This is a genomic window from Mesorhizobium sp. L103C105A0, from assembly GCF_000502215.1.
In the GTDB taxonomy this organism is placed as follows: Bacteria; Pseudomonadota; Alphaproteobacteria; order Rhizobiales; family Rhizobiaceae; genus Mesorhizobium.
The window spans coordinates 358032-379081 of record NZ_AYXF01000006.1 but is presented as its reverse complement, the minus strand read 5'-3'; the positions used below and the strand labels follow the sequence as shown (position 1 = coordinate 379081).

The following is a 21050-nucleotide window of genomic DNA, read 5'->3' as shown; positions in this document are numbered from 1 at the left end:
CCTGCGCCTTTTGAGGCGCAGCGCCCAGCGGTCCCCGAATCAAACTGCCGGAACCTCACGGTCCCGGCAGCATTGCATCGCTTCGATTGGGCAGCCAGAGCTACCAGTCGATTTTACTGGTTGAGCACTGCCTTCTCCGGATTCGGCGGGAATGCCGGATCGGTCTTCTGGCCGCGCAGCAGCTGTTCGGCATAGATCAGCTGCAGATCGTCCTTCGGATCCGGCGGCACATAGGCAGCCGAGCCCGAGCCGGTATCGCTCTCGTCGGCGCCCTTGATATGGCCCTTGAGGTCCGATTCGCCGCGCGTCAGGTCCCTGCCCTGCAGTTCGGGCGGCAGCGGCTGGTCGACCTTGATGTCGGGCGTGATGCCCTTGCCCTGGATCGACTTGCCGGACGGCGTGTAATAGAGCGCCGTCGTCAGGCGCAGCGCGCCGTTCTCGCCAAGCGGGATGATGGTCTGCACCGAGCCCTTGCCGAACGACTGCGTGCCGACCACTGTGGCGCGGCGCAGGTCCTGAAGCGCGCCGGCGACGATCTCGGAGGCGCTGGCCGAACCGCCATTGACGAGCACGATCAGCGGCTTGGCGCCGATGTCGTCGCCTGCCTTGGCGTCGAAGCGTGTGACGTCCTTCGGGTCGCGGCCGCGGGTCGAGACGATCTCGCCACGGTCGAGGAAGGCGTCGGACACGCTCACCGCCTGGTCGAGCAGGCCGCCCGGGTTGAGCCTGAGATCGAGCACATAGCCCTTGAGCTTGTCGTTCGGCACCTGCTTCTTGATGGTGTCGATGGCATTCTCGAGGTCGTCATAGGTCTTTTCGGTGAAGGAGGTGATCTTCATGTAGCCGATGTCGTTCTCGACCCGGAACTTGACCGCCTTGACCTTGATGATATCGCGCACCACCGTCAGCTCGATCGGCTTGTCGGCGCCTTGGCGCAGGATGGTCAGCTTGATCGGCGTGTTGACCAGGCCGCGCATCTTTTCGACTGCATCGTTGAGCGTCAGGCCGCGAACCTCTTGGCCGTCGATCTTGGCGATATAGTCGCCGGCCAGCACGCCTGCCTTGGCAGCCGGGGTGTCGTCGATCGGCGTGATCACCTTGACCAGGTCGTTCTCCATGGTGACCTCGATGCCGAGGCCGCCGAACTCACCCTTGGTCTGCACGCGCATGTCCTGCGCCTGCTCGGCATTCATGTAGGAGGAGTGCGGGTCGAGCGAGGTGAGCATGCCGTTGATGGCGTTTTCGACCAGCGACTTGTCGTCCGGCGGCGTCACATACTGCGCCCGCACGCGCTCGAAGATGTCGCCGAAGATCGCCAGTTGCTTGTAGGTCTCGGAGCCTGCAGCGTTCGCCGTCGAGCCGGGGGCGCCATAGACCAGGCTCATCGCTGACGCGCCCATCAGCGCACCGGCAATAAGAAGCGACAGTTTCCGCATCATTTCACGTCCTTCCAGAGAAGCGGTCCGCCCACCATGGGGTCGGATCGACGGGTTTTCCATCCTTGCGGAACTCGACATAGAGTTCCGGCGTGGCATTTCCATTCTTCGAGGCCGAGGTGCTTGCCACCCGGGCCTCTCCCATCGCGCCGACCGGCTCTCCTGCGAGCACCGACTGGCCAGACGCGACGCTGATTCTGCTCATCCCCGCCAGGACGACATGATAGCCGTCTCCCGCATTGAGGATCAAGAGTTGACCATAGGAGCGAAAAGGCCCCGCATAAAGCACATTTCCGTCCGCCGGTGCCGTGACGATGGCTCCCGATTGTGTCGCAACCATGTCGCCAAGCATCACCGCGCCGTTACCGTCATCGGCCCCGAAACGCAGCTTGATCTTGCCGGTGACCGGCAGCGAGACTTGTCCCTGAAGTGCCGAAAACGGCGCGGCGGCGGTGAGGCGGTTGCCTTCCGGCACGGGCAGCGAAGCCAGCTCCGTCGACGCGGTTGTGCCTGCATCGGCGTTATCGGCGTCCGGCTTATCGCTGTCGGCCGCTTTCTGTTCGCCTGCCTTGACGGCATCCGCCGCCTTGCGGCTCTTGTCGGCTTCAAGCGAAGCGATCAGCTCTTTCAGGCTGCCGGCCTTGGCCGCAAGCGCCTGGGACCGCTGCTTTTCAGCGGCCATCGCCGTCCAGGTGTCCGCCTCGAGCTTCTGCTTGGCTTCGAGCAGCATGGAGAGGCGTTTCTTTTCCGCCGTCTGCTCGCCGACCGCCGCTGTCAGCCGCGTCCGCTCGGCCTCGATCGAGGCCGTCACCCGGGTCTGTTCCCTGAGGTCGGCCAGCAATTTGTCGGTCTGCTGGCGCAGTTCCGGCACCACTGCGCCGAGCAGGATGGCGCTGCGCACCGACGACAGTGCGTCTTCCGGCTTGACCAGGATCGCCGGCGGCGGATTGAGCCCCATGCGCTGCAGCGCCCCCAGCACCTCGGCCAGCACGTCGCGCCGCGCCGCCAGCGAGACACGGATCTTCTGTTCCTCGCCCTTCAGTCCTTCGAGCCTGGCGCCGATATCCTCGATGTCCTGGCCGAGCTTCTGCTCGGTCATCGCCGACTGGATAAGCGCCGCGGTGATCGAGGCATGGTCCTTCTTGACCGAAGCAATGTCGGCGGCGAGCTTGGCCAGCCGTTCGGACGACAGCGTGATCTCGGCCGACACCTTCTCATATTCGGCACGGCTCAGATCGGGGTCGGGCGCCACGTCCAGCGTATTTTCGGCCCGCGCAAGCCCGAGCGACAGCAAAACCACTGCTGCAGCGATGCCGCAGCGCGCGTGCCGGAAGCCCGTTCGTGATTTCCCGTTGTCAGCCATTGAAGCCCGACTCTATGCGTGGCTTCGTTAACGAACCATCAACCATGATCGAACCGAAGCCTAGCACAAAACAGCCGCGCATTGGGGCGGAAATCCGGACGATTGATCCTCGACCCACTGATTTACGAACGGTGGTAGGGATGTCCCGAAAGAATCGTTGCCGCCCGATAGAGCTGCTCGCCCAGCATGACGCGCACCAGTTGGTGCGGCCAGGTCGCCGCGCCGAACGAGACTATCAGCTCAGCCTGATCGCGAATCGACTGGTCGTGCCCGTCGGCGCCGCCAATGCCGATGACCAACGCCTTGCGTCCGCCATCGCGCAGCTGGCCGATACGGCTGGCGAAATCGTCTGAGGACAGGTTTTTGCCGCGTTCGTCGAGCAGGAACAGCGCCGTGCCCGGCTGCAGCTGTGCCTGCAGCTTCTGGCCTTCCTCGCGGCGGCGCTCATTGGCGTTCTGGGCTCGTCCCTCGGCGATCTCGGCGACACCAGAGAATTCGAACCCGATCGCCGGGCCGCTCTTGGCGAAACGCTCGAAATAGCGGTCGGCGAGTTCTCTCTCGGGGCCGGCCTTCATCCGGCCCACGGCATGAACTGCTATCTTCATCCCTGCCTCGGCGAGCTTTCAATCCATGTCGCACCCCGGATGGTTACGACATGAGACGGAGCTCAGTGCAAGGTCTCTTCCTCAAGGTCCGGCGCCTGCCACATCTTTTCAAGATTGTAGAATTCGCGGACTTCTGGGCGGAAGACATGGACGATGATGTCGCCTGAATCGATCAGGACCCAGTCGGCGCCGGACAGCCCCTCGACGCGCGCCGTGCCGAGACCGGCATCCTTGAGCGCCTTGAGCAGGTGGTCGGCGACAGCCGAGACATGACGGTGCGACCGGCCCGACGCGATGACCATATAGTCGCCGAGGCTCGATTTCCGCTGAATGTCGATTGAGACAATATTTTCGGCCTTGGAGTCTTCCAGACTGGCAAGGACTGTCTTGATGGCACGGGACACGGCGTCATCTACGCTGATCCTGGCCGGCGAAGGCATGACGTCAGCCTTCTTCCGCAATGCTGTTCTCAGTGTATTTCCTTTCGCAGCAAGAACAACCAAATCACCCACGAAATCAGGTGACACCCTATAGATAGGCAGAGTTCCCTTGCAGTTTCAAGACGGGAGGCCCTGCCACCGCGAACGCAGTGCACGACTTCCGGTTCCGGAGCCTTGAGAAAAATCGGAACCCATGGCCGCGGCAGGGGTTATCGACACACCCCCCAAACGGATTTTCCTGATGCCAATCGACCCCCAGAACACGCTGCTCACCGTGCAGGCTGGCCTTGCGCAACTCAGCACACTGATCGTTTCCTATTCCTTCTCCGCCATCGGCGCCATCATCCTGCTGGTCGTCGGCTATCTCGTCGCCGGGCTCGCAGAACGATCGATCTCAGCCGGCCTCGGCCATATCCATGGTTTCGACGCGACGCTGCGCCATTTCTTCTCGAAGATCGTGCGCTACGCCATCCTGATCCTGGTGGTCATCATGGTGCTCGGCCAGTTCGGCGTTCAGACGGCCTCGATCATCGCCGCCATCGGCGCCATCNCGGCGCCATCGGGCTGGCAATCGGCCTGGCGCTGCAAGGCACGCTGCAGAACATCGCCGCAGGCATCATGCTTCTGGCGCTCAGGCCATTCCGCATCGGCGAATATGTCGAGGTCGGCGCCATTTCCGGCACCGTCGAGGAAATCGGCCTGTTCGCCACCAAGCTCCGCACGACAGACGGCGTCTATGTGCTGGCGCCCAATTCGACGCTGTGGAACCAGCCGGTGCGCAATTTTACTCGCAACGGTGTGCGCCGCGGAGACATCACGCTGAGCATCGGCTCCTGGAACGACATCGACCTGGCGCAGAAAACCATGCTGGGCGTTGCCGGCGGCGAGCGCCGCGTCAAGCGAGAGCCGGCGCCGATCGCCTTCGTCGCCACGGTGGGCGATGCCAGCGTCGCCATCACCTTGCGCTACTGGACCACGGCGGCGGATTTCTTCGCCACCCAGATCGATCTCACCAAACGCGTCAAGCAGGCGTTCGACGCCGAAGCCATTTCGGTTCCCGCACCTCCGCCGGAGGCTCGACAGGAAACTGCCGCTACCAGGCAGTAGGAGCTGTGAAACCGTTCAGCGCTTATCTTCCGGGGCGTAGGCGAGCTCCACCGGCAGCGGCGCCTGCGCCGACATCGGCGCGAAACTGCTGGTCTCCGTAGCGGGGACGGCGCGCGTGGTGGCCACTCGCCACAGCACGAACAGGCAGAAGACAGTGGCGATGACGATGGCCACATAAATGAAGGCCTGCGTGCCATAGACAGCCGACAGGGCCGTCACGATACCCGGCACGATGAACCCCGACAGCGACCAGGCAAACAGCAACGAACTCGACAGCGCCACCATGTCGTCCTTGCCGGCGCGGTCGGCGGCATGCGCGCTGGCCAGCGAATAGATCGATTCCGAGGCGCCGTCCCAGACGATGTAGATCACCACGAGCACCATCAGCGCGCCGCCGTCGAAGCCGATGGCCAGAATACCGGCGACGATGGCCAGTGCCGCAGCGCCGGCCAGCACGTAACGGCGATCGGTACGGTCGGAAATCCAGCCGAGCGGTATCTGCAGGATCAGCGTGCCGACGGGCATCGCCGACAAAAGCAGCGCCACATCGGCCTGGCTATAGCCTTTGGCCGTGGCATGGATCGGTGCGAACCCGGCGATCGCCATCGACAGACCGCCGACGGCCAGCATGCCGGCCACGCCGACCGGCGAGATCCGCCAGGCGCGGCCAAGCGCCACGGAGGCTGCGCGAGGTGGCGGCGGTTGAGCCAACCGCGTCATGCCGACCGGCAGGATCGACACTGCGGTGAAGGCAATGCCGATCAGCGGCGCCTGCGCCGTCGCGATGTCGACCGCCGCCAGCAGGGCATAGCCGACGCCAAGTCCGGCGACATAGGCGACGTAAAACACCGCCATCACCCGGCCGCGAATGGCGTTTGCGACGGCATCGTTGAGCCAGCTCTGGGCGACGATGAACAGGCCGCATATTGCAAAACCGTAAAGCGCGCGCGCCGCGATCCAAAGCAGCGGGTAGGTGCCGGCGCCAATGGCAGCATTCGACAGCGCTATCAGCGCCGACAGCACCATGAAGGCGCGGGCGTGCCCGACGCGGCGCACCAGCGGCCCGGTCAGGATGCAGCCGGCAAGGCCGCCGGCGGAAAGGCCGGTGATGATCAGCCCGGCCCAGGTCGGATCGAAGCGCTCGACGCCAAGCCGGACCGGGATATAGGCGAACATCAACCCGTTGCCGACCGCGATCAGCGCCATCGACACGATTACGCTGGCAATGGCGATCACGGGCGTCGGCGGGGCGCCATGATTGGGGTCGATGTCGGTCTGGTTCACTGAATTGGCCATATCCAGCGCAGCATCGCCCAGCGGATCGCGAAAGGCCGCCGTAAAAGCGACATCGGCGATCTGGCCTTACGAGTTACCCCTTGGCTTGCTTGCGAATAGCACTCGATGACAGCGACGAACGCGGGCCGTGAATAAAAGTCCAGGCCGGCGCCTTCATGCGGGCGAGCCGGGGCGCGTCACCCTCGTCGACGCGGGCATAGTCGAAGGTCTTGGCCACGACCGAGGACAGGAAGGACAGCGTCGCGCCCGGGCGGTCGATGACCGCGATGGGGAAGGTCATGACGATCTGACGCCAGCGCTGCCAACGGTGGAAATCGCGGAGTGAGTCGGCGCCCATGATCCAGACGAAGTCGACGCCGGGATTGCGTGCCTTGACCAGCGCCAGCGTGTCGGCGGTGAAGCGAATATGATGCGCCGCCTCGAAGGCGGTGACCTTGATCTTCGGGTTCTTGGCGATCTGCTCCGACTGGAGCAGCCGGTCGCTCAGCGGCGCCAATTCCCTGGTGCTCTTCAGCGGATTGCCTGGCGTCACCATCCACCATAGCTGGTCGAGCGCCAGCCGCCTGAGCGCGATTTCCGCCACCAGCGCATGGCCGGCATGCGGCGGGTTGAACGATCCGCCGAACAGGCCGACGGCGAGGCCTTTCTCGGCATGCGGCATACGGAGGTAGTGCGAGGGGATGGCGGGCTGAAGGGACGACAGCATGGTGCTAGGCACCCCCCTCTGCCCTACCGGGCATCTCCCCCGCAAGGGGGGAGATCAGTAGCTTCGGCAAAGGCACTTTTCTTGCAACGTTAGTGATTGGCGAAAGCGGAAGAAAAAGCTGATCTCCCCCCTTGCGGGGGAGATGTCCGGCAGGACAGAGGGGGGTGTCTGGGCTCAATGCCTCAAGCCCTGACGCGAATGATTCAAGGCCTCACCTGTCCCGACCCGCGCACGCGGTATTTGAACGAGGTCAGCTGTTCGACACCAACCGGTCCGCGCGCGTGCATCTTGCCGGTGGCGATGCCGATCTCGGCGCCCATGCCGAATTCGCCGCCATCGGCGAACTGCGTCGAGGCATTGTGCAAAAGGATCGCCGAGTCGATCTCGTTGAAGAACCGCTCGACCGCTTTGGTATCCTCGGCGATGATCGCCTCGGTGTGGTGTGAGGAGAACGTCTCGATATGGTCGATGGCACCGGCAATTCCGTCTACCAGCTTTACCGCGATGATGGCCTCGAGATATTCGGTCATCCAGTCGGCATCGGTCGCCGGCTTGGCGTCGAAGAACAGCTTCATCACTTCCTGATCGGCATGGATCTCGCAGCCGGCGGCGCGTAGCGCGTCGAGGATCGGCACCAGATGTGTGGAGGCCACCGCGCGGTCGACCAGCAAAGTCTCTGCAGCGCCACAGACACCGGTGCGCCGCATCTTGGCGTTGACGGCGATCCTGACCGCCATGTCGAGATCGGCCGAGCGGTCGATGTAGAGATGGCAGATGCCTTCAAGATGGGCAAAGACCGGCACCCGCGCCTCGCTCTGGACGCGCCCGACCAGGCTCTTGCCGCCCCGCGGAATGATGACGTCGAGATTGCCGCCAAGCCCTTTCAGCATCTCGCCGACGGCGGCGCGGTCGGTGGTCGGCACCAGCTGAATGGCGTCTTCCGGCAGGCCGGCGGCCTTCAGCCCCTCGACCAGGCAGGCATGAATGGCGGCGGACGAATTGAGCGAATCCGAGCCGCCGCGCAGGATCACCGGATTGCCGGCCTTGAGGCAGAGCGCGCCGGCATCCGCCGTCACATTCGGCCGGCTTTCATAAATGACGCCGACAACGCCGAGCGGCGTGCGCACGCGCTCGATCTGCAGGCCGTTGGGGCGATCCCAGGCGGCAATCACATCGCCGACCGGGTCCCTGAGCTCGGCGATTTCACGGATGCCATCCGCCATGGCACGGGTGCCCGCCGGATCGAGCTTCAACCGGTCCATGAAGGAGCCGGACAAGCCCGATTCGTGTCCGTTAGAGACATCGATGGCGTTGGCATCGAGAATCTGCTGCTGGCGCGCGATGATCGCGTCGGCCATGGCGAGAAGTGCGGCATCCTTGGCGGCGGCGGTCGCAATCGCCAACGGTCGGGCGGCCGCGCGGGCGCGGCGGCCGATATCAGCCATCAGCGCGACGGTGTCATCCCCGGATTGTTCATGCAACTTCAGCATGTCTCATCCTCCGCTTACCTCGCCCCCGGCCCATAGCTGGCCGGCAGGCCGTATCTGGTCACCCGGATCGCTCACCACCAGATCGTCCCTGTGGATCATCGCCGAGCGCGCCTCGTAGCCGAGCACGGTTTCGATCTCGGCGGTCTTCAGGCCTGCGATCCTTACGGCATCGGCGGCATCGTAGGCAACAAGCCCGCGCGCGATCTCGCGCCCTTCCGGCGACAGAATGGCCACCGTGTCGCCGCGCGAGAAATTGCCGCTGACCAGCCTGACGCCGGCCGGCAGCAAAGATTTGCCGGACAGCAGCGCACCGATGGCGCCGGCGTCGACGGTGAGCCGCCCGGCCGGTTCGAGCTGGCCGGCGATCCAGGTCTTGTAGCCTTTCACCGGATTGGCGCTCGGCCTGAAGAAGGTGGCGCGCTCGCCACGTTCGATCGCCATCAGTGGCGACAGCCTGGTGCCCGAGGTGATGATCATGGCGGTGCCGGCGGCGGTGGCGATCTTGCCGGCATCGAGCTTGGTGCGCATGCCGCCGCGCGACAGTTCGGATGCGGCCGCCCCGGCCATAGCCTCGATATCGGGCGTGATGCGGTCGACCACCGGAATGAATTTTGCATCGGGATCGCGCGCCGGCGGCGCCGTATAGAGCCCGTCAATGTCGGAGAGCAGCACAAGCAGGTCGGCGCCCATCATCGTCGCCACCCGGGCCGCCAGCCGGTCATTGTCGCCATAGCGGATTTCGGAGGTCGCCACCGTGTCGTTCTCATTGATGACCGGCACCGCCTTCATCTTGAGCAGCGTCGAGATCGTCGCGCGGGCATTCAGATAGCGGCGGCGCTCTTCGGTGTCGCCCAGCGTCAGCAGGATCTGGCCCGATTTCAGCGAACCCTTGCCCAGCGCATCCGACCACGCGCCGGCCAGCGCGATCTGGCCGACGGCCGCAGCCGCCTGGCTTTCTTCCAGCTTCAGCGCCCGTTTGCCGAGACCGAGAATGGTGCGGCCGAGCGCAATGGCGCCGGACGATACGACCAGGATCTCGGCGCCGCCATTGGCGAGCACCGCAATATCCTCGGCAAGCGAGGCAAGCCAGTCGCGCTTCAGGCCGCTGGTGCGGTCGACCAGCAAGGCCGAACCGATCTTGACTGTGATGCGCCGGTATTTTGTCAGCGATTGCGCCGTCATCGCTATTGGTCCCAGCGGGTCTCGACGGGAGCGGCAGCCCTGTCGCGCGCTTCGCCGACAACCGCCATCAGCGCCCGCAGCACCGCTTCGACGCCCTCGCCGGTGGCCGCCGACAGCAGCATCGGCGCGCGGCCGGCAGCGCGTTTGAGCGACGCAACCTTCTTCTTGCGCTCATCGGCATCGAGGATATCGACCTGGCTGAGCGCCACGATCTCGACCTTCTCGATCAGCCCATTGCCATAGGCGTCGAGCTCGGCGCGCACGGTCTTATAGGCTTTGCCCGGATTTTCCTCCTGCGCCGAAACCAGATGCAAAAGCACACGCGTGCGCTCGACATGGCCGAGGAACCGGTCGCCGATGCCGACACCCTCATGCGCGCCCTCGATGAGGCCCGGAATGTCGGCGATGACGAATTCGCGCGCATCGATGCGGGCAACGCCGAGACCTGGATGCAGCGTGGTGAAGGGGTAGTCGGCGATCTTTGGCTTGGCTGCGGTGACGGTTGCCAGAAAAGTCGACTTGCCTGCATTGGGCAGCCCGACCAGGCCGGCGTCGGCAATCAGCTTCAGCCGCAGCCAGACATTCATCTCTTCGCCGGGCTGGCCGGGATTGGCGCGGCGAGGCGCCTGGTTGGTCGAGGTCTTGAAATGCTGGTTGCCGAAACCGCCATTGCCGCCCTTGGCCAGCAAGAAGCGCTGGCCGACCACGGTCAGGTCGCAGATCAGCGTCTCATTGTCCTCGGCAAACACCTGGGTTCCGGCCGGCACCTTGAGCGTCACATCGGCGCCCTTGGCGCCGGTCATGTTGCGGCCCATACCGTGGACACCGGTCTTGGCCTTGAAGTGCTGCTGGTAGCGATAGTCGATCAGCGTGTTCAGCCCATTGACCGCTTCCAGCCAGACATCGCCGCCGCGGCCACCGTCGCCGCCATCCGGGCCGCCGAACTCGATGAATTTTTCGCGCCGGAACGACACAGAGCCGGCGCCACCGTCGCCGGAGCGGATATAAACCTTGGCTTGATCGAGAAATTTCATTGGACTACGCAGTTTCTGTTGGCCTTGCGGCTTTGCTTTAGATCTTGCGCCTTGCTCTAAACCAAGGCGCGGCCAAGGGCGAGGCCGTTTTGCGACTAAAGCGCCGGATGCCCTTTTGCCGGGGACGCGGTAGCAGTGTTCGCGGACGGAGCTTGAGGGGCGCGGGAATGAAGGTTGTAAGCTACAACATCCAGTACGGTATCGGTCTGGATGGCCGCTACGATCTCGGCCGCATCACCGCGGCGGTTCGCGGCGCCGACGTGATCGCGCTGCAGGAAGTGACCCGCAACAATCCGAGGAACGGCAACCGCGACATGGTCGCCGAGATCGGCGAGGCGCTGCCCGAATATTTTGCCGCCTACGGCAGCAATTTCGAGGTCAATGTCGGCTCGCGCCTAGAGGCCGGCCGCGCCATCACCACCACTTTCCAGCTCGGCAACATGGTGCTGTCGAAGACGCCGATCCATCTGTCGCGCAATCTGCTTTTGCCGCGCAGCCGCAGCCTTGAGGCGATGAACTTCCAGCGCGGCGCACTCGAGGCGCTGGTCGAGACCCCGCTCGGCTTCATCCGCTTCTATTCCACGCATCTTGACCATCGCAGTCCGGTTGAGCGCGCCAGCCAGATCCGGTTCCTGCGCCAGCGCCTGTTGAACTATGCCTTCGAGGGCGGCGGTCTCTCCGGCATTCCCGAGATCGGCCTGCCGGACCTGCCCTATCCCGAAGCCTTCATAGTCATGGGCGACTTCAACATGCTGCCCGGCTCGCCCGAATATGTCGAACTCGTCGGCCGCCCGGACCATGAATTCGGCATGCCGCTGACCGCCGATCTCGCCGTCGACGTCGCCCAGCGCCTGAACACACCAGACGTCGTCACCTGGGTCGATCCCACGCGACCCGAAGACACAAGCCGCCACAAACGCATCGACTACATCTTCACCTCGGCCTCGCTCGCCGGATCGCTGAAGCGCCTGTGGGTCGACCGTGAAGCGGTCGGCTCGGACCATCTCCCGATTTGGGTCGAGATGGGCTGACCGGCGATTGTTCATCTGCCGGCGTTTTTGCGGTCGACGATCGCCATCATGATCGCATCGACGTATCGGCCGTCGATCTTGACCGCGTCACGCTGCACACCCTCGGTGACAAACCCGACCTTGTAGTAGAGGGAGATGGCGCGGGCATTGTCGGAATGCACGGAAAGCTCGATGCGGACGAAGCCGATGTTGCGTGCTTCCGTCAAGGCGGCATTGATAAGCCGCAGTCCCAGACCACGTCCTCGATAGTCCGGCACAATTCCCATTCCAAGGGTGCCGCGATGAGCATGTATCTGCCGGTCATGCCGTGAGATATCGCACCAACCGACAACCTCGCCACGAACAACCGCCACGAACCCTGGGTCGCCTCTCCCGATGCGGTCCACTATGAATGTTCGGGTTTGATCGAGCGGCGGCGCTTCCAGGAAAGACAGGTACTTCCGCTCACGCGCAACGATGTCGAGCGCCTGGTGAAAACTCTCGACATCGCGCGGCGTCATCGGCGCAATCGTGACTGCTTCGATATGGTTGCTATAATCGGCCATCGGCTTGATCGGAACAAACCATCAGAAGTGGACCCAGTTGCGCAGGCTGATCCAGGTCTTTCTGTCCAGCCGGTACCGCTCGACCGGCACCTGGCCGGCGACGATCGAGTTCAGCATGCCCTGGCCGGCATACTGGAAGCCGCATTTGTGGATGACCCGGCGCGAGGCCGGATTGATCACCCGCGTCGAAACCTGCAGCACCTGGATCGACGTCCGTTGGAAGGCGAGGTCGACCAACGCGTGCGCGGCCTCCGTCGCATAGCCGCGCTTCCAATAGGGCTCGCCGATCCAGTAGCCGAGTTCCAGCCCGCGATCGGTCATGTTGAGGCCGGCGCAGCCGACGAAAATGTCGGTGCCGGCGAGCGTCAGGGCGTAGGCGATGCCGGCCCGGCGCGACCGGGTCATGGCCAGGAAGGCGCGTGCCTCGGCCTCGCCATAGGGGTGCGGCATGCGGGCCAGCATCTCGGCGACATGACGGTTGTCGGCAAGCTCGACCAGTTGCGCGATGTCGGCTTCACACGGGGCGCGCATCACCAGCCGCTCCGTGGCCAGCACCGGGCAATCTATCGCGTAACTTTCGTCTTCGGTGTCTTCCGCTTCGGCAACCATTCGACGTCCTCCAGGCAAGAAAAAGGGGAGATGGAAAACCCATCTCCCCTGATCCTTTTCCTGGCTCCATTCACTGGTTTGGCCAGACACCGGTTCCCGAGATGGGCGCCGGTTTTATAGTGCGGAACCGGCTACTCCGCGGCTTTGGTAATCGGGTTGACCGATACGTAGGTTCGGCCGTTGGCTTTTTTGTTGAAGGTGACTGCGCCGGTCTCGAGCGCAAAAAGGGTGTGGTCCGTGCCCATGCCGACATTGACGCCGGGATGCCAGGTGGTGCCGCGTTGACGGATGATGATGTTGCCCGGGATGACGGCTTCGCCGCCGAACTTCTTCACGCCCAGACGCTTGGAATGCGAGTCGCGACCGTTGCGCGACGAGCCGCCAGCTTTCTTGTGTGCCATCTAACTAACTCCGATGCGCCCTGGGGCGCTTGAATGGTCTTATGAACGCGTTCGCGTTCCGTTTCAAGTCCGATCCGGCGACCTTGTCGCCGGTTCGTTTTACTTCTTCGCCAGTTCCTTGGCCTGCTCGCGCCAGTCGTTGATCTGGTCGGTGCTGAAGGGCATGTGCGCGTCGATCTTGGCCACGTCCTTGTCCGACAGCTTGGCAAGCTGGGCGAAGGTGGTGATGCCCTGCTCGTGCAGCTGGCCGGCGGCAACCGGGCCGATGCCCTTGATCACGGCCAAATCGTCCGGCTCGCCCTTCGGCGCCTTGAACAGCGGCGCGGCGACGGCGGTCTCCGTCTTGGCTTCATCCTTCGGAGCAGCCTCGGCTTTGGCTTCCTTCTTCGCCTTGGCTTCCTTCGGCGCGGCCTCGGCCTTCGCCTCGGGCGCTACGTCAGCCTTGACTTCCTTGGCTTCCACCTTGGCTGCGGCCTTCTTGGAAGGCTTGGCGCCACCCAGCAGGATCTCGGCGATCCGCACGGTGGTCAGAAGCTGGCGGTGGCCGATCTTGCGGCGCGAATTCTGCCGGCGGCGCTTCTTGAAAGCGATGACGGTGCGGTTCTTGCCCTGCTCGACGACTTCCGCCGTGACCAGAGCGCCATCGACGAACGGGGCGCCGAAGGTGACATTTTCGCCTTCGCCATGGGCGAGGACGCTGCCGATTTCGACGATATCGCCGACATTGGCTTCGAGCTTCTCGATCTTCAGGAGATCGTTGGCGGCAACGCGATACTGCTTACCGCCCGTTTTAATGACTGCGAACATTTTTTGCCTTTCGCTGTTCGGTCGGCCTCGATGAGCCGCGTCACGCGGTTCGGCCGTCTTTTTGTCAGTCTGCGGGTTCGAAAAACAAGCGGCGTGGAAGAACCCTCCACGCCGATTGCGCGCTTCCCCTAACCGAAGGTTCGGTACGAGTCAAGGCAAACGGGCGGAATCCTTGGCCACGCCGCCTCCTTGCCGCCCCCGATCTCTCCAGTCGAGGACCGGTTGGCCCCATCTGCCGACGTGGCCGCAACGCAGCCCTCCAGACAGAGCCCGCACAGGAAGCTGAATTCCCCCGCGGATTTGGCCTTGTAACCTGCCCGCCCAGCCGTTATCTAGTGCGCCGCGCCGGCAACGGCCGACCATGACCGCGGAGAGGTGGCAGAGTGGTCGAATGCACCGCACTCGAAATGCGGCATGGGTGCAAGCCCATCGGGGGTTCGAATCCCTCCCTCTCCGCCACCCTACGCCGGTCCATTCCGGACACATAGGTTACGGTTTATATCGGAGACATGGGTAACACTTTTGGCCCGAAGGGGTTTTGGAGTGGTTCGAGCCTGCATGTCTCATCATCGAAGTAGCCCAAATCATAATCCATGAAGGAAGCCAGCCAGATATGGTCCTCGACCTGTTTGATGCCGACGGTCTGGCCGGCAAAGACGAGGCTGAGGTTGATCTTCTTGCGATTGTAGCAGATGCGGCCGCAGGTGGTGACGGTGACGGCCTTGTCGTGAAACGGATAATCGAGATCCGGCAGGCCGGCATAGATGCGCGGTGACGGGGTGTAGCGCTCGGCTGGACAGGCCATGTCGAGCGCCTGATGTGGGCGTTCTGAGTTGAACTCATCGATGAAGTCATCGAACCTGGCCTGCTGCTGCAGGAAATTGGCGCCAGCCGGTTTGGTGGTTTCCTTCTTGAGAGTCAGGTGCATGCGCTCATGGCGCCNAGGCATAGGCTTCCTTGGTAGTCGACAACGCCTCGCAGGCGATGAGATAGCGGCTGGCGAAGTCGGTGATCGTCAGCGGATAGCAATAGCGCCGATCGGCGAGCATGAACTCGCCTTTGTAGTCGGCACACCACAGATCGTTGGGCCGATAGCCGTTTGAAAGTGGTGTTCCCATCGCCCTGTTGCGCCTTCGCTTGCGGCGCTCGACCAGGCCATGGCGGTCGAGAACCGCATGCACCGTCGAGATCGCAGGCCGGTGAACGTCAGGATACAGCCGGGCCAACCGTTCGCGTATCTTTGGCGCACCCCAGGTCGGCTTGTCTTGCTTGAGGCGCACAATCAGCTTCTCGATTTGAAACGGAAGCTGATTGGCGTGGCGGTAGGGTCGGCGTGATCGATCCGTCAGCCCCTCAAGGCCACTGTCATTGTAGCGTGTGAGGATCTTGTAGCCGGTCTTGCGCGAGATATCGAACTCACGGCAAAGCACCGATATCTTCTCGCCGTCCAGCAGCCGGGCAATGAACTTCAGCCGCTCTTCCATGACGTTACACTCCTTCCAAGGCACNATCTTCTCGCCGTCCAGCAGCCGGGCAATGAACTTCAGCCGCTCTTCCATGACGTTACACTCCTTCCAAGGCACCTTGCTCTCCTTGCAAAGGGCCGAAAGTGTAACCCATGTCTCCGGAATGAACTGTCACCCATCTCTCGGGAAGGGCACGATGCATTACAATAGCTCAGATAACCCTAAAGCGCGTCGCGCTGAAACGGATTCATGCGACGCGCTTTAAAGTCTTTGTTTAATGCATGTCGTTGTCCCACAACCGCGGCACTTCTGGGCGACATGCATGAGTGCCCGGGTCTAGGCACGGGCGATCAGTCGATATTCGGTGTTATTGGCGCGTCGATTACCACTTCCGCCCGTTCAGTCAGACGCTATGCTGCTGACCGTGACACCAAGGCGCGCGTTCGTGATGAAGCAAAGTCAACACCGCTTGCATGAGCGGATGACCATTCGCGGCCACCTCGAACCCGCGTCCTTCCTGCCCTGGATCATGCGCCATGCGGCCAAGCTCGGTCTCGCGCACCACATCGCTCATGCAAGCACCGATCGCATCGAACTCGATATTGCCGGTGCGGCGGAACTGATCGACATGATGGAGATGGGATGTTCGCTTGGGCCCATTGAAGTCTGGGTCGAGACGATCGACCGCGCGCCTGTCGAGCAAAAAAACATATAGCTTTGCGTGTGGTTACCCTCCGTTTGCACTTAATTTAATCAATATTGCAATTGCGAAATAATTATGCATACGTCAGCCGCATCGAGCGGTTCGCCAACTCCTTGCGCCGGCATCTCTCTGGTCGGGAAACAGTAGTATCAGTACGGAAAGTAAGGTCATGCTGTCCGACAAGACGGACACCTGGGTGCCGGTCGCCCTTACCCAGGATCTGCCAACAGGACAGGTAATGCCGGCGCGGACGCCCGCCGGTCCCATTGCCCTCTGGCGAAGCCAATCGGGGCGCTTGGCGGCATCGGCGGATCGCTGTCCGCATCGCGGTATGCGCCTCTCCCATGGCTTCGTGCGCGGCGAGGCGCTCTCCTGCATCTATCACGGCTGGACCTATTCGCAGGCCGGTCAGTGTCTGCGCATTCCTGCCCATCCCAGCCTCACGCCGCCGGAGACGATTCGCGTCACGACCCGGTTGGTCGAAGAGGCCGGCGGGATCATCTGGGTCGCTGATGGAGAGCCTGACGGCAAGCCACCCCTTTTTGAGGGTTACGTCCCGCTCCGTTCATTGACGGCCCGTGCCGGACATTCGGCGCTCTCGGTCGCTGCCGGTACGAAGGCCACCGTTGAAGGATACGTCTGGCAGGCGCCCGGCGCGCCGGCAATTCGCCTGCTGCCTATCCCGCAGGAAGCCGGCGAGACGCTGATCCACGTCCTTGTTCCAGCCGATTGCGATGCGTCCGAGCGCATCGCCGCCTCGCGAGCCGCCGAGAGCCTTCGGCGCATGGCCGAAGGGATCGAGGCGAAAGGGGCTGTGCCATGATCGACGATGCGATGCGCGATGAATGGTATCCGGTCGGGCTTTTCAGCCGGCTCGACCGCTATGGGCGCGAGACCACCCTGATGGACGAGCCGATCAAGGTTGCGCTCGACGCCAATGGCGCGGCGAAAGTGACAGGCGAAAACGGGCGCGTGCTGCCGGTTTCGGTGCGCTATGGCCATATCTGGTCGTCGCTCGGCGAACCGAATAAACCGGTCTTCCCGATTCCCGAGGCAGACCAGCCCGGGCGCCGCTTCGTCGATGTCGGCGTGGTGCGGGTGCGCTGCTCGCCGCTCCGCGCCGTCGAGAACTTCCTCGACATCGCACACTTCCCCTTCGTCCATACCGACATTCTCGGCTCGGAGCCGCATACCGAGGTCGAAAACTACAAGGTCGAGATCCGCGAGGAAGAGGACGAGGTCTGGGCGACCCAGGTGAAGTTCTACCAGCCGCAGGCGGCGAAATCCGCGAGCGGAGGTATCACGACGGAATACATGTACCGCGTGCCGGCTCCGACCTGCTCAGTCCTCTACAAGACCTGCCCGCCGCGCCCGGGCGAATGGGATGTCATTGCGCTATTCGTCCAGCCGCTTGCCGAGGATCTCTGCGACGTCTGGCCGTGGATGGCGCTTTTCGATGACGAGACGCCACAGACCGACCTCATCCATTTCCAGCAGACGATTTTCCTGCAGGACCGCTCGATCCTCGAAAACCAGATCCCGCGTCTTTTGCCGCTCGATCCCGGCATGGAAATCCCGACGCGCGCCGACCTGACCTCGGTCGCCTATCGCCGCTGGCTGAAGCGCCACAATTATACCTACGGCGCGCAATTGGTGGCACAGTGAAGCTTTACGACTACATCCTCTCCCCAAGTTGCTACAAGGTGCGCCTGATGGCGACGCTGTCAGGTGTGAAGCTCGAAATCCGCCCGGTCGACTTCCATCCCGGCGCCGAGCATCGTGGCCCCGAGCTTATGGCGCTTAATCCGGGAGGCTCCATCCCGATCCTTGAAGACGGCGACCTGATCCTGACCGAGTCTTCCGCCATGCTTGGCTATCTCGCCGCGAAGGCAGCACCGGCCTGGCTCGGCAGCGGCGCCCCCAAGGAGACGGCGCGCATCCGGCAATGGCTTTCCTTCTCGCACAGGCTGACCGCCAACCTCGGCGGCGCGCGCCTGCATGAGATGCTGCTGCGCCCCGGTGACATCGGTGCGCTTCAGGCCAATGGCATAGCGGCACTACGTGAGCTGGAAGCCGGCCTCTTCGAACAAAAAATGCGTGGCGATCGGTTTCTCGCATCCGACCGGCCGACGATTGCCGACATTGCTTGCTTTCCCTATGTCGCGCTCGCGCCCGACGGTGGCGTTTCCCTCGATCCGTATCCCACGATCCGGCTCTGGTCGCGAGCGCTCCGCAGCCTCGACAATTTCATCGAGATGCCCGGTATCCACCGGCTGCACGAGTTGAAGCCCGAACCGCGACCCATACCGGACGAGGCGTGAGGTGACCGGCTATCTCCTGAAGAATTGCGCAGCGGTCATCACCGACGAGGGCAGGGGTCCGAGCGTCCGGCGCAATGTCGATGTGCTGACGAATGGCCCGCAGATCGAGGCAATCGGGCAAGGCCTGCACAGAAGCGAGTTGCCGGCCGGTACTATCGTGCAGGACGCCGACGGCTGGTTCGTCTATCCCGGCCTCGTCAACACGCACCATCACTTCTTTCAGTGCTTTGTGCGCAACCGTGCCGACCTCGACTGGACGAAGCTGTCGGTCATCGAATGGCTCGACCGGATCTATCCGATCTTCTCCCGGCTCAACGAGGATTGTTTCTACCACGCCTCGATCACGGCGATGGCAGAGTTGATAAAGCACGGTTGCACGACGGCCTTCGACCACCAGTACAATTTTCCGCTCCATGCCGGAAAACGGCTCATCGACCGGCAGTTCGAAGCGGCCGACCTTCTCGGCATGCGTTTCCACGCCGGCCGCGGCGGCAACACGCTGCCAAAATCGGAAGGCTCGACCATTCCAGACGAGATGCTGGAGACCACGGACGAATTCATTGCCGACTGCGCACGCCTCATCGACACTTATCACGACACCAGTCCCTTCAGCATGCGTCAGGTCGTGGTCGCTCCCTGCCAGCCGGTCAACTGCTACCGCGAGACCTTCGTGGAATCGGTTTCGCTGGCGCGTGATCGCGGGGTGCGGATGCACACCCATGTCGGCGAGGGCGAAAGCCCGATCATCGAGGCCCGCCATGGCATGCGTACGGTGGACTATCTCGAGGACCTCGGATTTGCCGGCCGAGACACTTTCTATGCCCATTGCTGGGAGCTGACGCATGACGAACTGCGGCTGATGGCGGCGAGCGGCACCGGTGTCTCGCATTGCCCGGAGCCGGTCTATCTGGTGGGTGCGGAGGTGACTGATATTCCCGCCATGTCCGCCTTTGGCCTGCGCGTCGGTCTCGGCTGCGACGGTGCTGCCTCGAACGACAACTCCAACCTCATGCACTGCATCCATTCCGCCTACATGCTGCAATGCCTGGCGGCCTCGACGCGCGCTCATCCCGTGCCTGCGCCGGTCGATTTCCTCGGCTATGCGACAACGGGCGGGGCCGCGCTTCTGGGCCGCAATGACATCGGCCGACTGTCGCCCGGTATGGCCGCCGACCTCTTCGCGATCGACACGCGCCGCATGGATTATGTCGGCACGCGCCACGATCCATTGAGCCTGATCGCCAAGGTCGGCATCGGCATGCCCACCGACATGACCATGATCAACGGCCGCATCGTCTGGGAGAAGGGTGCGTTTACCGGGCTGAACGAGACCCGGCTTGCTGCGGACGCGGAAGCCGCTTTTGCCGCGGTGGAATTCTAACAACTTAAGACAGGGGAACTGACATGCTGAACTATCTGACCCGCAGAACTCTGATGAAGGGCCTTGCCGCGACAGGGCTTGCCGGCGCGCTTGGCAGCCGTCCCGCCTTTGCGGCCGACGAGCCGCTCGGTATCACGCTCGTGCTCCCGTCGCCGGTCGGCGATGTCGGCTGGGGCCATGCGCTCGCCGCCGGCCTCGAGCCGGTCAAGGCCGCATACGGCGACAAGGTGAAGATCACCGTCATCGAGAACATCGCCGAAGGGCCGGACGCCGACCGGATCATGAACAAGACCGTCGCCGACGGTAACAAGTTCCTGATCGCCGGCTCATTCGGCTACCAGAATGGTGCACTACAGATCGCCCGCCGCGATCCTGCGGTCACCGTGCTGCATGCCTCCGGCTTCCAGACCGCGCCGAATTTCTCGCCCTTCGCGGCGAAGTATTTCCAGGGCACTTACCTGCTCGGCATAGCCGCCGCAGCTCTTTCCAAGACCGGCAAGCTCGGCTCCGTCTCGGCCTTCGCCATTCCGGAGCTGATCACCTCGATCAACGCATTTACGCTCGGCGCGCAGACTGTAAATCCCGATATCGAGGTATCGGTCGTCTGGGTGAACTCCTGGTTCGACCCGGCCAAGGAACAGGAAGCCGCCAAGGCGCTGATGGCACAGAACTGCGACGTGATCTTCTCGAACGCGCAGGACACACCCTCCGTGATCTCGGCCTGCGAGGAGGCTGGCGTCTACGCGTTCAACCTCAATTCGTCGATGAAGAAATATGCACCGAAGAAATATCTCGGCTGCATCGCGACGGACTGGTCGCCCTTCTTCAAGGCTTCCGTGGATGCCCATCTGGCCGGAACCTTCAAGGGCGCCAACACCTTCCTCGGCGTCGCCGAAAAGGTGGTGGAGGTCGTGGACTGGAACTCAGATATCCCAGCCGACACGATGACGAAGATCAAGGAAGTAGCGGCGAAGATCGCCGACGGCAGCTTCTCGCCCTTCACAGGTCCAATCACCAAGGCCGACGGCAGCGAAGCCGCCGCCGCCGGTGCGACGATAGCGGATCCCGAGATCGTCGCGATGGACTGGCACGTCAAGGGTGTCACCACACCACTGCCGAAGTAAGTC

21 protein-coding genes, 1 tRNA gene and 2 pseudogenes are annotated in these 21050 nt (G+C 63.1%); 10 read left to right on the top strand and 14 right to left on the bottom strand.

Features of this window, described 5'->3' with window-relative positions; genetic code table 11:
* Positions 1 to 113 precede the first annotated feature (113 nt).
* The 4 genes from X727_RS145550 to rsfS all read right to left on the bottom strand — a co-directional run bounded on the left by X727_RS145550 (position 114) and on the right by rsfS (position 3844).
* Entirely contained in the window at positions 114 to 1439 is a 1326-nt protein-coding gene (locus tag X727_RS145550; protein ID WP_023668701.1) for a S41 family peptidase, read from the bottom strand.
* A 1-nt stretch (position 1440) separates the two neighbouring features.
* Positions 1441 to 2799, bottom strand: coding sequence for a murein hydrolase activator EnvC (locus X727_RS145555; RefSeq protein WP_023668700.1), 1359 nt, complete (start codon positions 2797 to 2799; stop codon positions 1441 to 1443).
* 122 nt (positions 2800 to 2921) lie between these two features.
* Positions 2922 to 3404 (bottom strand): 23S rRNA (pseudouridine(1915)-N(3))-methyltransferase RlmH, encoded by a 483-nt coding sequence (gene rlmH / locus X727_RS145560; protein WP_023834623.1) that lies wholly within the window; start codon positions 3402 to 3404, stop codon positions 2922 to 2924.
* A 62-nt stretch (positions 3405 to 3466) separates the two neighbouring features.
* A complete protein-coding gene (rsfS, locus tag X727_RS145565; protein WP_023668698.1) occupies positions 3467 to 3844 on the bottom strand; it encodes a ribosome silencing factor in 378 nt (125 codons plus the stop codon).
* 193 nt (positions 3845 to 4037) lie between these two features.
* Between rsfS and X727_RS1000000169825 the strand changes: the two are divergent.
* Both X727_RS1000000169825 and X727_RS1000000169820 read left to right on the top strand, forming a co-directional pair.
* Positions 4038 to 4193: pseudogene (locus X727_RS1000000169825) on the top strand (hypothetical protein); the annotation flags it as partial.
* A gap of 269 nt (positions 4194 to 4462) precedes the next feature.
* Positions 4463 to 4951 carry a mechanosensitive ion channel family protein gene (locus X727_RS1000000169820; RefSeq protein ID WP_245263581.1) on the top strand — a complete coding sequence of 163 codons (489 nt, stop codon included), beginning with the start codon at positions 4463 to 4465 and terminating at the stop codon, positions 4949 to 4951.
* Between the two features lie 15 nt (positions 4952 to 4966).
* Here X727_RS1000000169820 and X727_RS145570 read toward each other — a convergent pair whose 3' ends face one another.
* The 5 genes from X727_RS145570 to obgE all read right to left on the bottom strand — a co-directional run bounded on the left by X727_RS145570 (position 4967) and on the right by obgE (position 10659).
* Positions 4967 to 6247, bottom strand: a complete 1281-nt coding sequence (locus X727_RS145570) for an MFS transporter (protein WP_023834622.1) — start codon at positions 6245 to 6247, stop codon at positions 4967 to 4969.
* A 73-nt stretch (positions 6248 to 6320) separates the two neighbouring features.
* A complete protein-coding gene (locus X727_RS145575; protein ID WP_023700240.1) occupies positions 6321 to 6953 on the bottom strand; it encodes a nicotinate-nucleotide adenylyltransferase in 633 nt (210 codons plus the stop codon).
* A gap of 203 nt (positions 6954 to 7156) precedes the next feature.
* Positions 7157 to 8443: a glutamate-5-semialdehyde dehydrogenase gene (locus X727_RS145580; protein WP_023834621.1), complete on the bottom strand. Its 1287-nt coding sequence runs from the start codon at positions 8441 to 8443 to the stop codon at positions 7157 to 7159.
* A gap of 3 nt (positions 8444 to 8446) precedes the next feature.
* Positions 8447 to 9625, bottom strand: coding sequence for a glutamate 5-kinase (gene proB / locus X727_RS145585; RefSeq protein ID WP_023744952.1), 1179 nt, complete (start codon positions 9623 to 9625; stop codon positions 8447 to 8449).
* A gap of 2 nt (positions 9626 to 9627) precedes the next feature.
* On the bottom strand, positions 9628 to 10659 hold the full coding sequence (gene obgE, locus X727_RS145590; RefSeq protein WP_023693164.1) for a GTPase ObgE: 1032 nt from the start codon (positions 10657 to 10659) through the stop codon (positions 9628 to 9630).
* A gap of 167 nt (positions 10660 to 10826) precedes the next feature.
* On the opposite strand from obgE, the gene X727_RS145595 reads away from it, so the two are divergent.
* A complete protein-coding gene (locus tag X727_RS145595) occupies positions 10827 to 11690 on the top strand; it encodes an endonuclease/exonuclease/phosphatase family protein (RefSeq protein WP_023728671.1) in 864 nt (287 codons plus the stop codon).
* 11 nt (positions 11691 to 11701) lie between these two features.
* On the opposite strand, the gene X727_RS145600 is transcribed toward X727_RS145595, so the two are convergent.
* From X727_RS145600 to X727_RS145615, 4 genes are all read right to left on the bottom strand, one after another.
* Complete coding sequence (locus tag X727_RS145600) at positions 11702 to 12235, bottom strand: GNAT family protein (RefSeq protein ID WP_023744951.1); 534 nt, start codon at positions 12233 to 12235, stop codon at positions 11702 to 11704.
* Between the two features lie 21 nt (positions 12236 to 12256).
* Entirely contained in the window at positions 12257 to 12844 is a 588-nt protein-coding gene (locus X727_RS145605; RefSeq protein WP_023834620.1) for a GNAT family N-acetyltransferase, read from the bottom strand.
* A gap of 131 nt (positions 12845 to 12975) precedes the next feature.
* Positions 12976 to 13245, bottom strand: coding sequence for a 50S ribosomal protein L27 (gene rpmA, locus X727_RS145610; RefSeq protein ID WP_015315190.1), 270 nt, complete (start codon positions 13243 to 13245; stop codon positions 12976 to 12978).
* A gap of 99 nt (positions 13246 to 13344) precedes the next feature.
* On the bottom strand, positions 13345 to 14052 hold the full coding sequence (locus X727_RS145615; RefSeq protein WP_023700236.1) for a 50S ribosomal protein L21: 708 nt from the start codon (positions 14050 to 14052) through the stop codon (positions 13345 to 13347).
* 369 nt (positions 14053 to 14421) lie between these two features.
* Here X727_RS145615 and X727_RS145620 point away from each other — a divergent pair.
* Positions 14422 to 14511 (top strand) — tRNA-Ser (locus tag X727_RS145620).
* Between the two features lie 37 nt (positions 14512 to 14548).
* On the opposite strand, the pseudogene X727_RS01000000164865 reads toward X727_RS145620, so the two are convergent.
* Positions 14549 to 15536: pseudogene (locus X727_RS01000000164865) on the bottom strand (helix-turn-helix domain-containing protein).
* Positions 15537 to 15966: 430 nt separating this feature from the next.
* On the opposite strand from X727_RS01000000164865, the gene X727_RS145625 reads away from it, so the two are divergent.
* The 6 genes from X727_RS145625 to X727_RS145650 all read left to right on the top strand — a co-directional run bounded on the left by X727_RS145625 (position 15967) and on the right by X727_RS145650 (position 21047).
* On the top strand, positions 15967 to 16233 hold the full coding sequence (locus X727_RS145625) for an acylphosphatase (protein ID WP_023689148.1): 267 nt from the start codon (positions 15967 to 15969) through the stop codon (positions 16231 to 16233).
* Between the two features lie 157 nt (positions 16234 to 16390).
* Positions 16391 to 17044, top strand: a complete 654-nt coding sequence (locus X727_RS145630) for a Rieske 2Fe-2S domain-containing protein (protein WP_023744949.1) — start codon at positions 16391 to 16393, stop codon at positions 17042 to 17044.
* The gene (locus tag X727_RS145635; protein ID WP_023744948.1) at positions 17041 to 17886 is read left to right on the top strand and encodes an aromatic ring-hydroxylating dioxygenase subunit alpha; all 846 of its coding nucleotides are present in this window, start codon (positions 17041 to 17043) and stop codon (positions 17884 to 17886) included. The genes X727_RS145630 and X727_RS145635 overlap by 4 nt, the downstream gene beginning before the upstream one ends.
* Positions 17883 to 18542, top strand: a complete 660-nt coding sequence (locus X727_RS145640; RefSeq protein ID WP_023744947.1) for a glutathione S-transferase family protein — start codon at positions 17883 to 17885, stop codon at positions 18540 to 18542. Before X727_RS145635 ends, X727_RS145640 begins: the two co-directional genes overlap by 4 nt.
* A 1-nt stretch (position 18543) precedes the next feature.
* Positions 18544 to 19923: an amidohydrolase gene (locus X727_RS145645; RefSeq protein ID WP_023744946.1), complete on the top strand. Its 1380-nt coding sequence runs from the start codon at positions 18544 to 18546 to the stop codon at positions 19921 to 19923.
* A gap of 26 nt (positions 19924 to 19949) precedes the next feature.
* A complete protein-coding gene (locus X727_RS145650; protein WP_196815006.1) occupies positions 19950 to 21047 on the top strand; it encodes a BMP family ABC transporter substrate-binding protein in 1098 nt (365 codons plus the stop codon).
* Positions 21048 to 21050 lie beyond the last annotated feature (3 nt).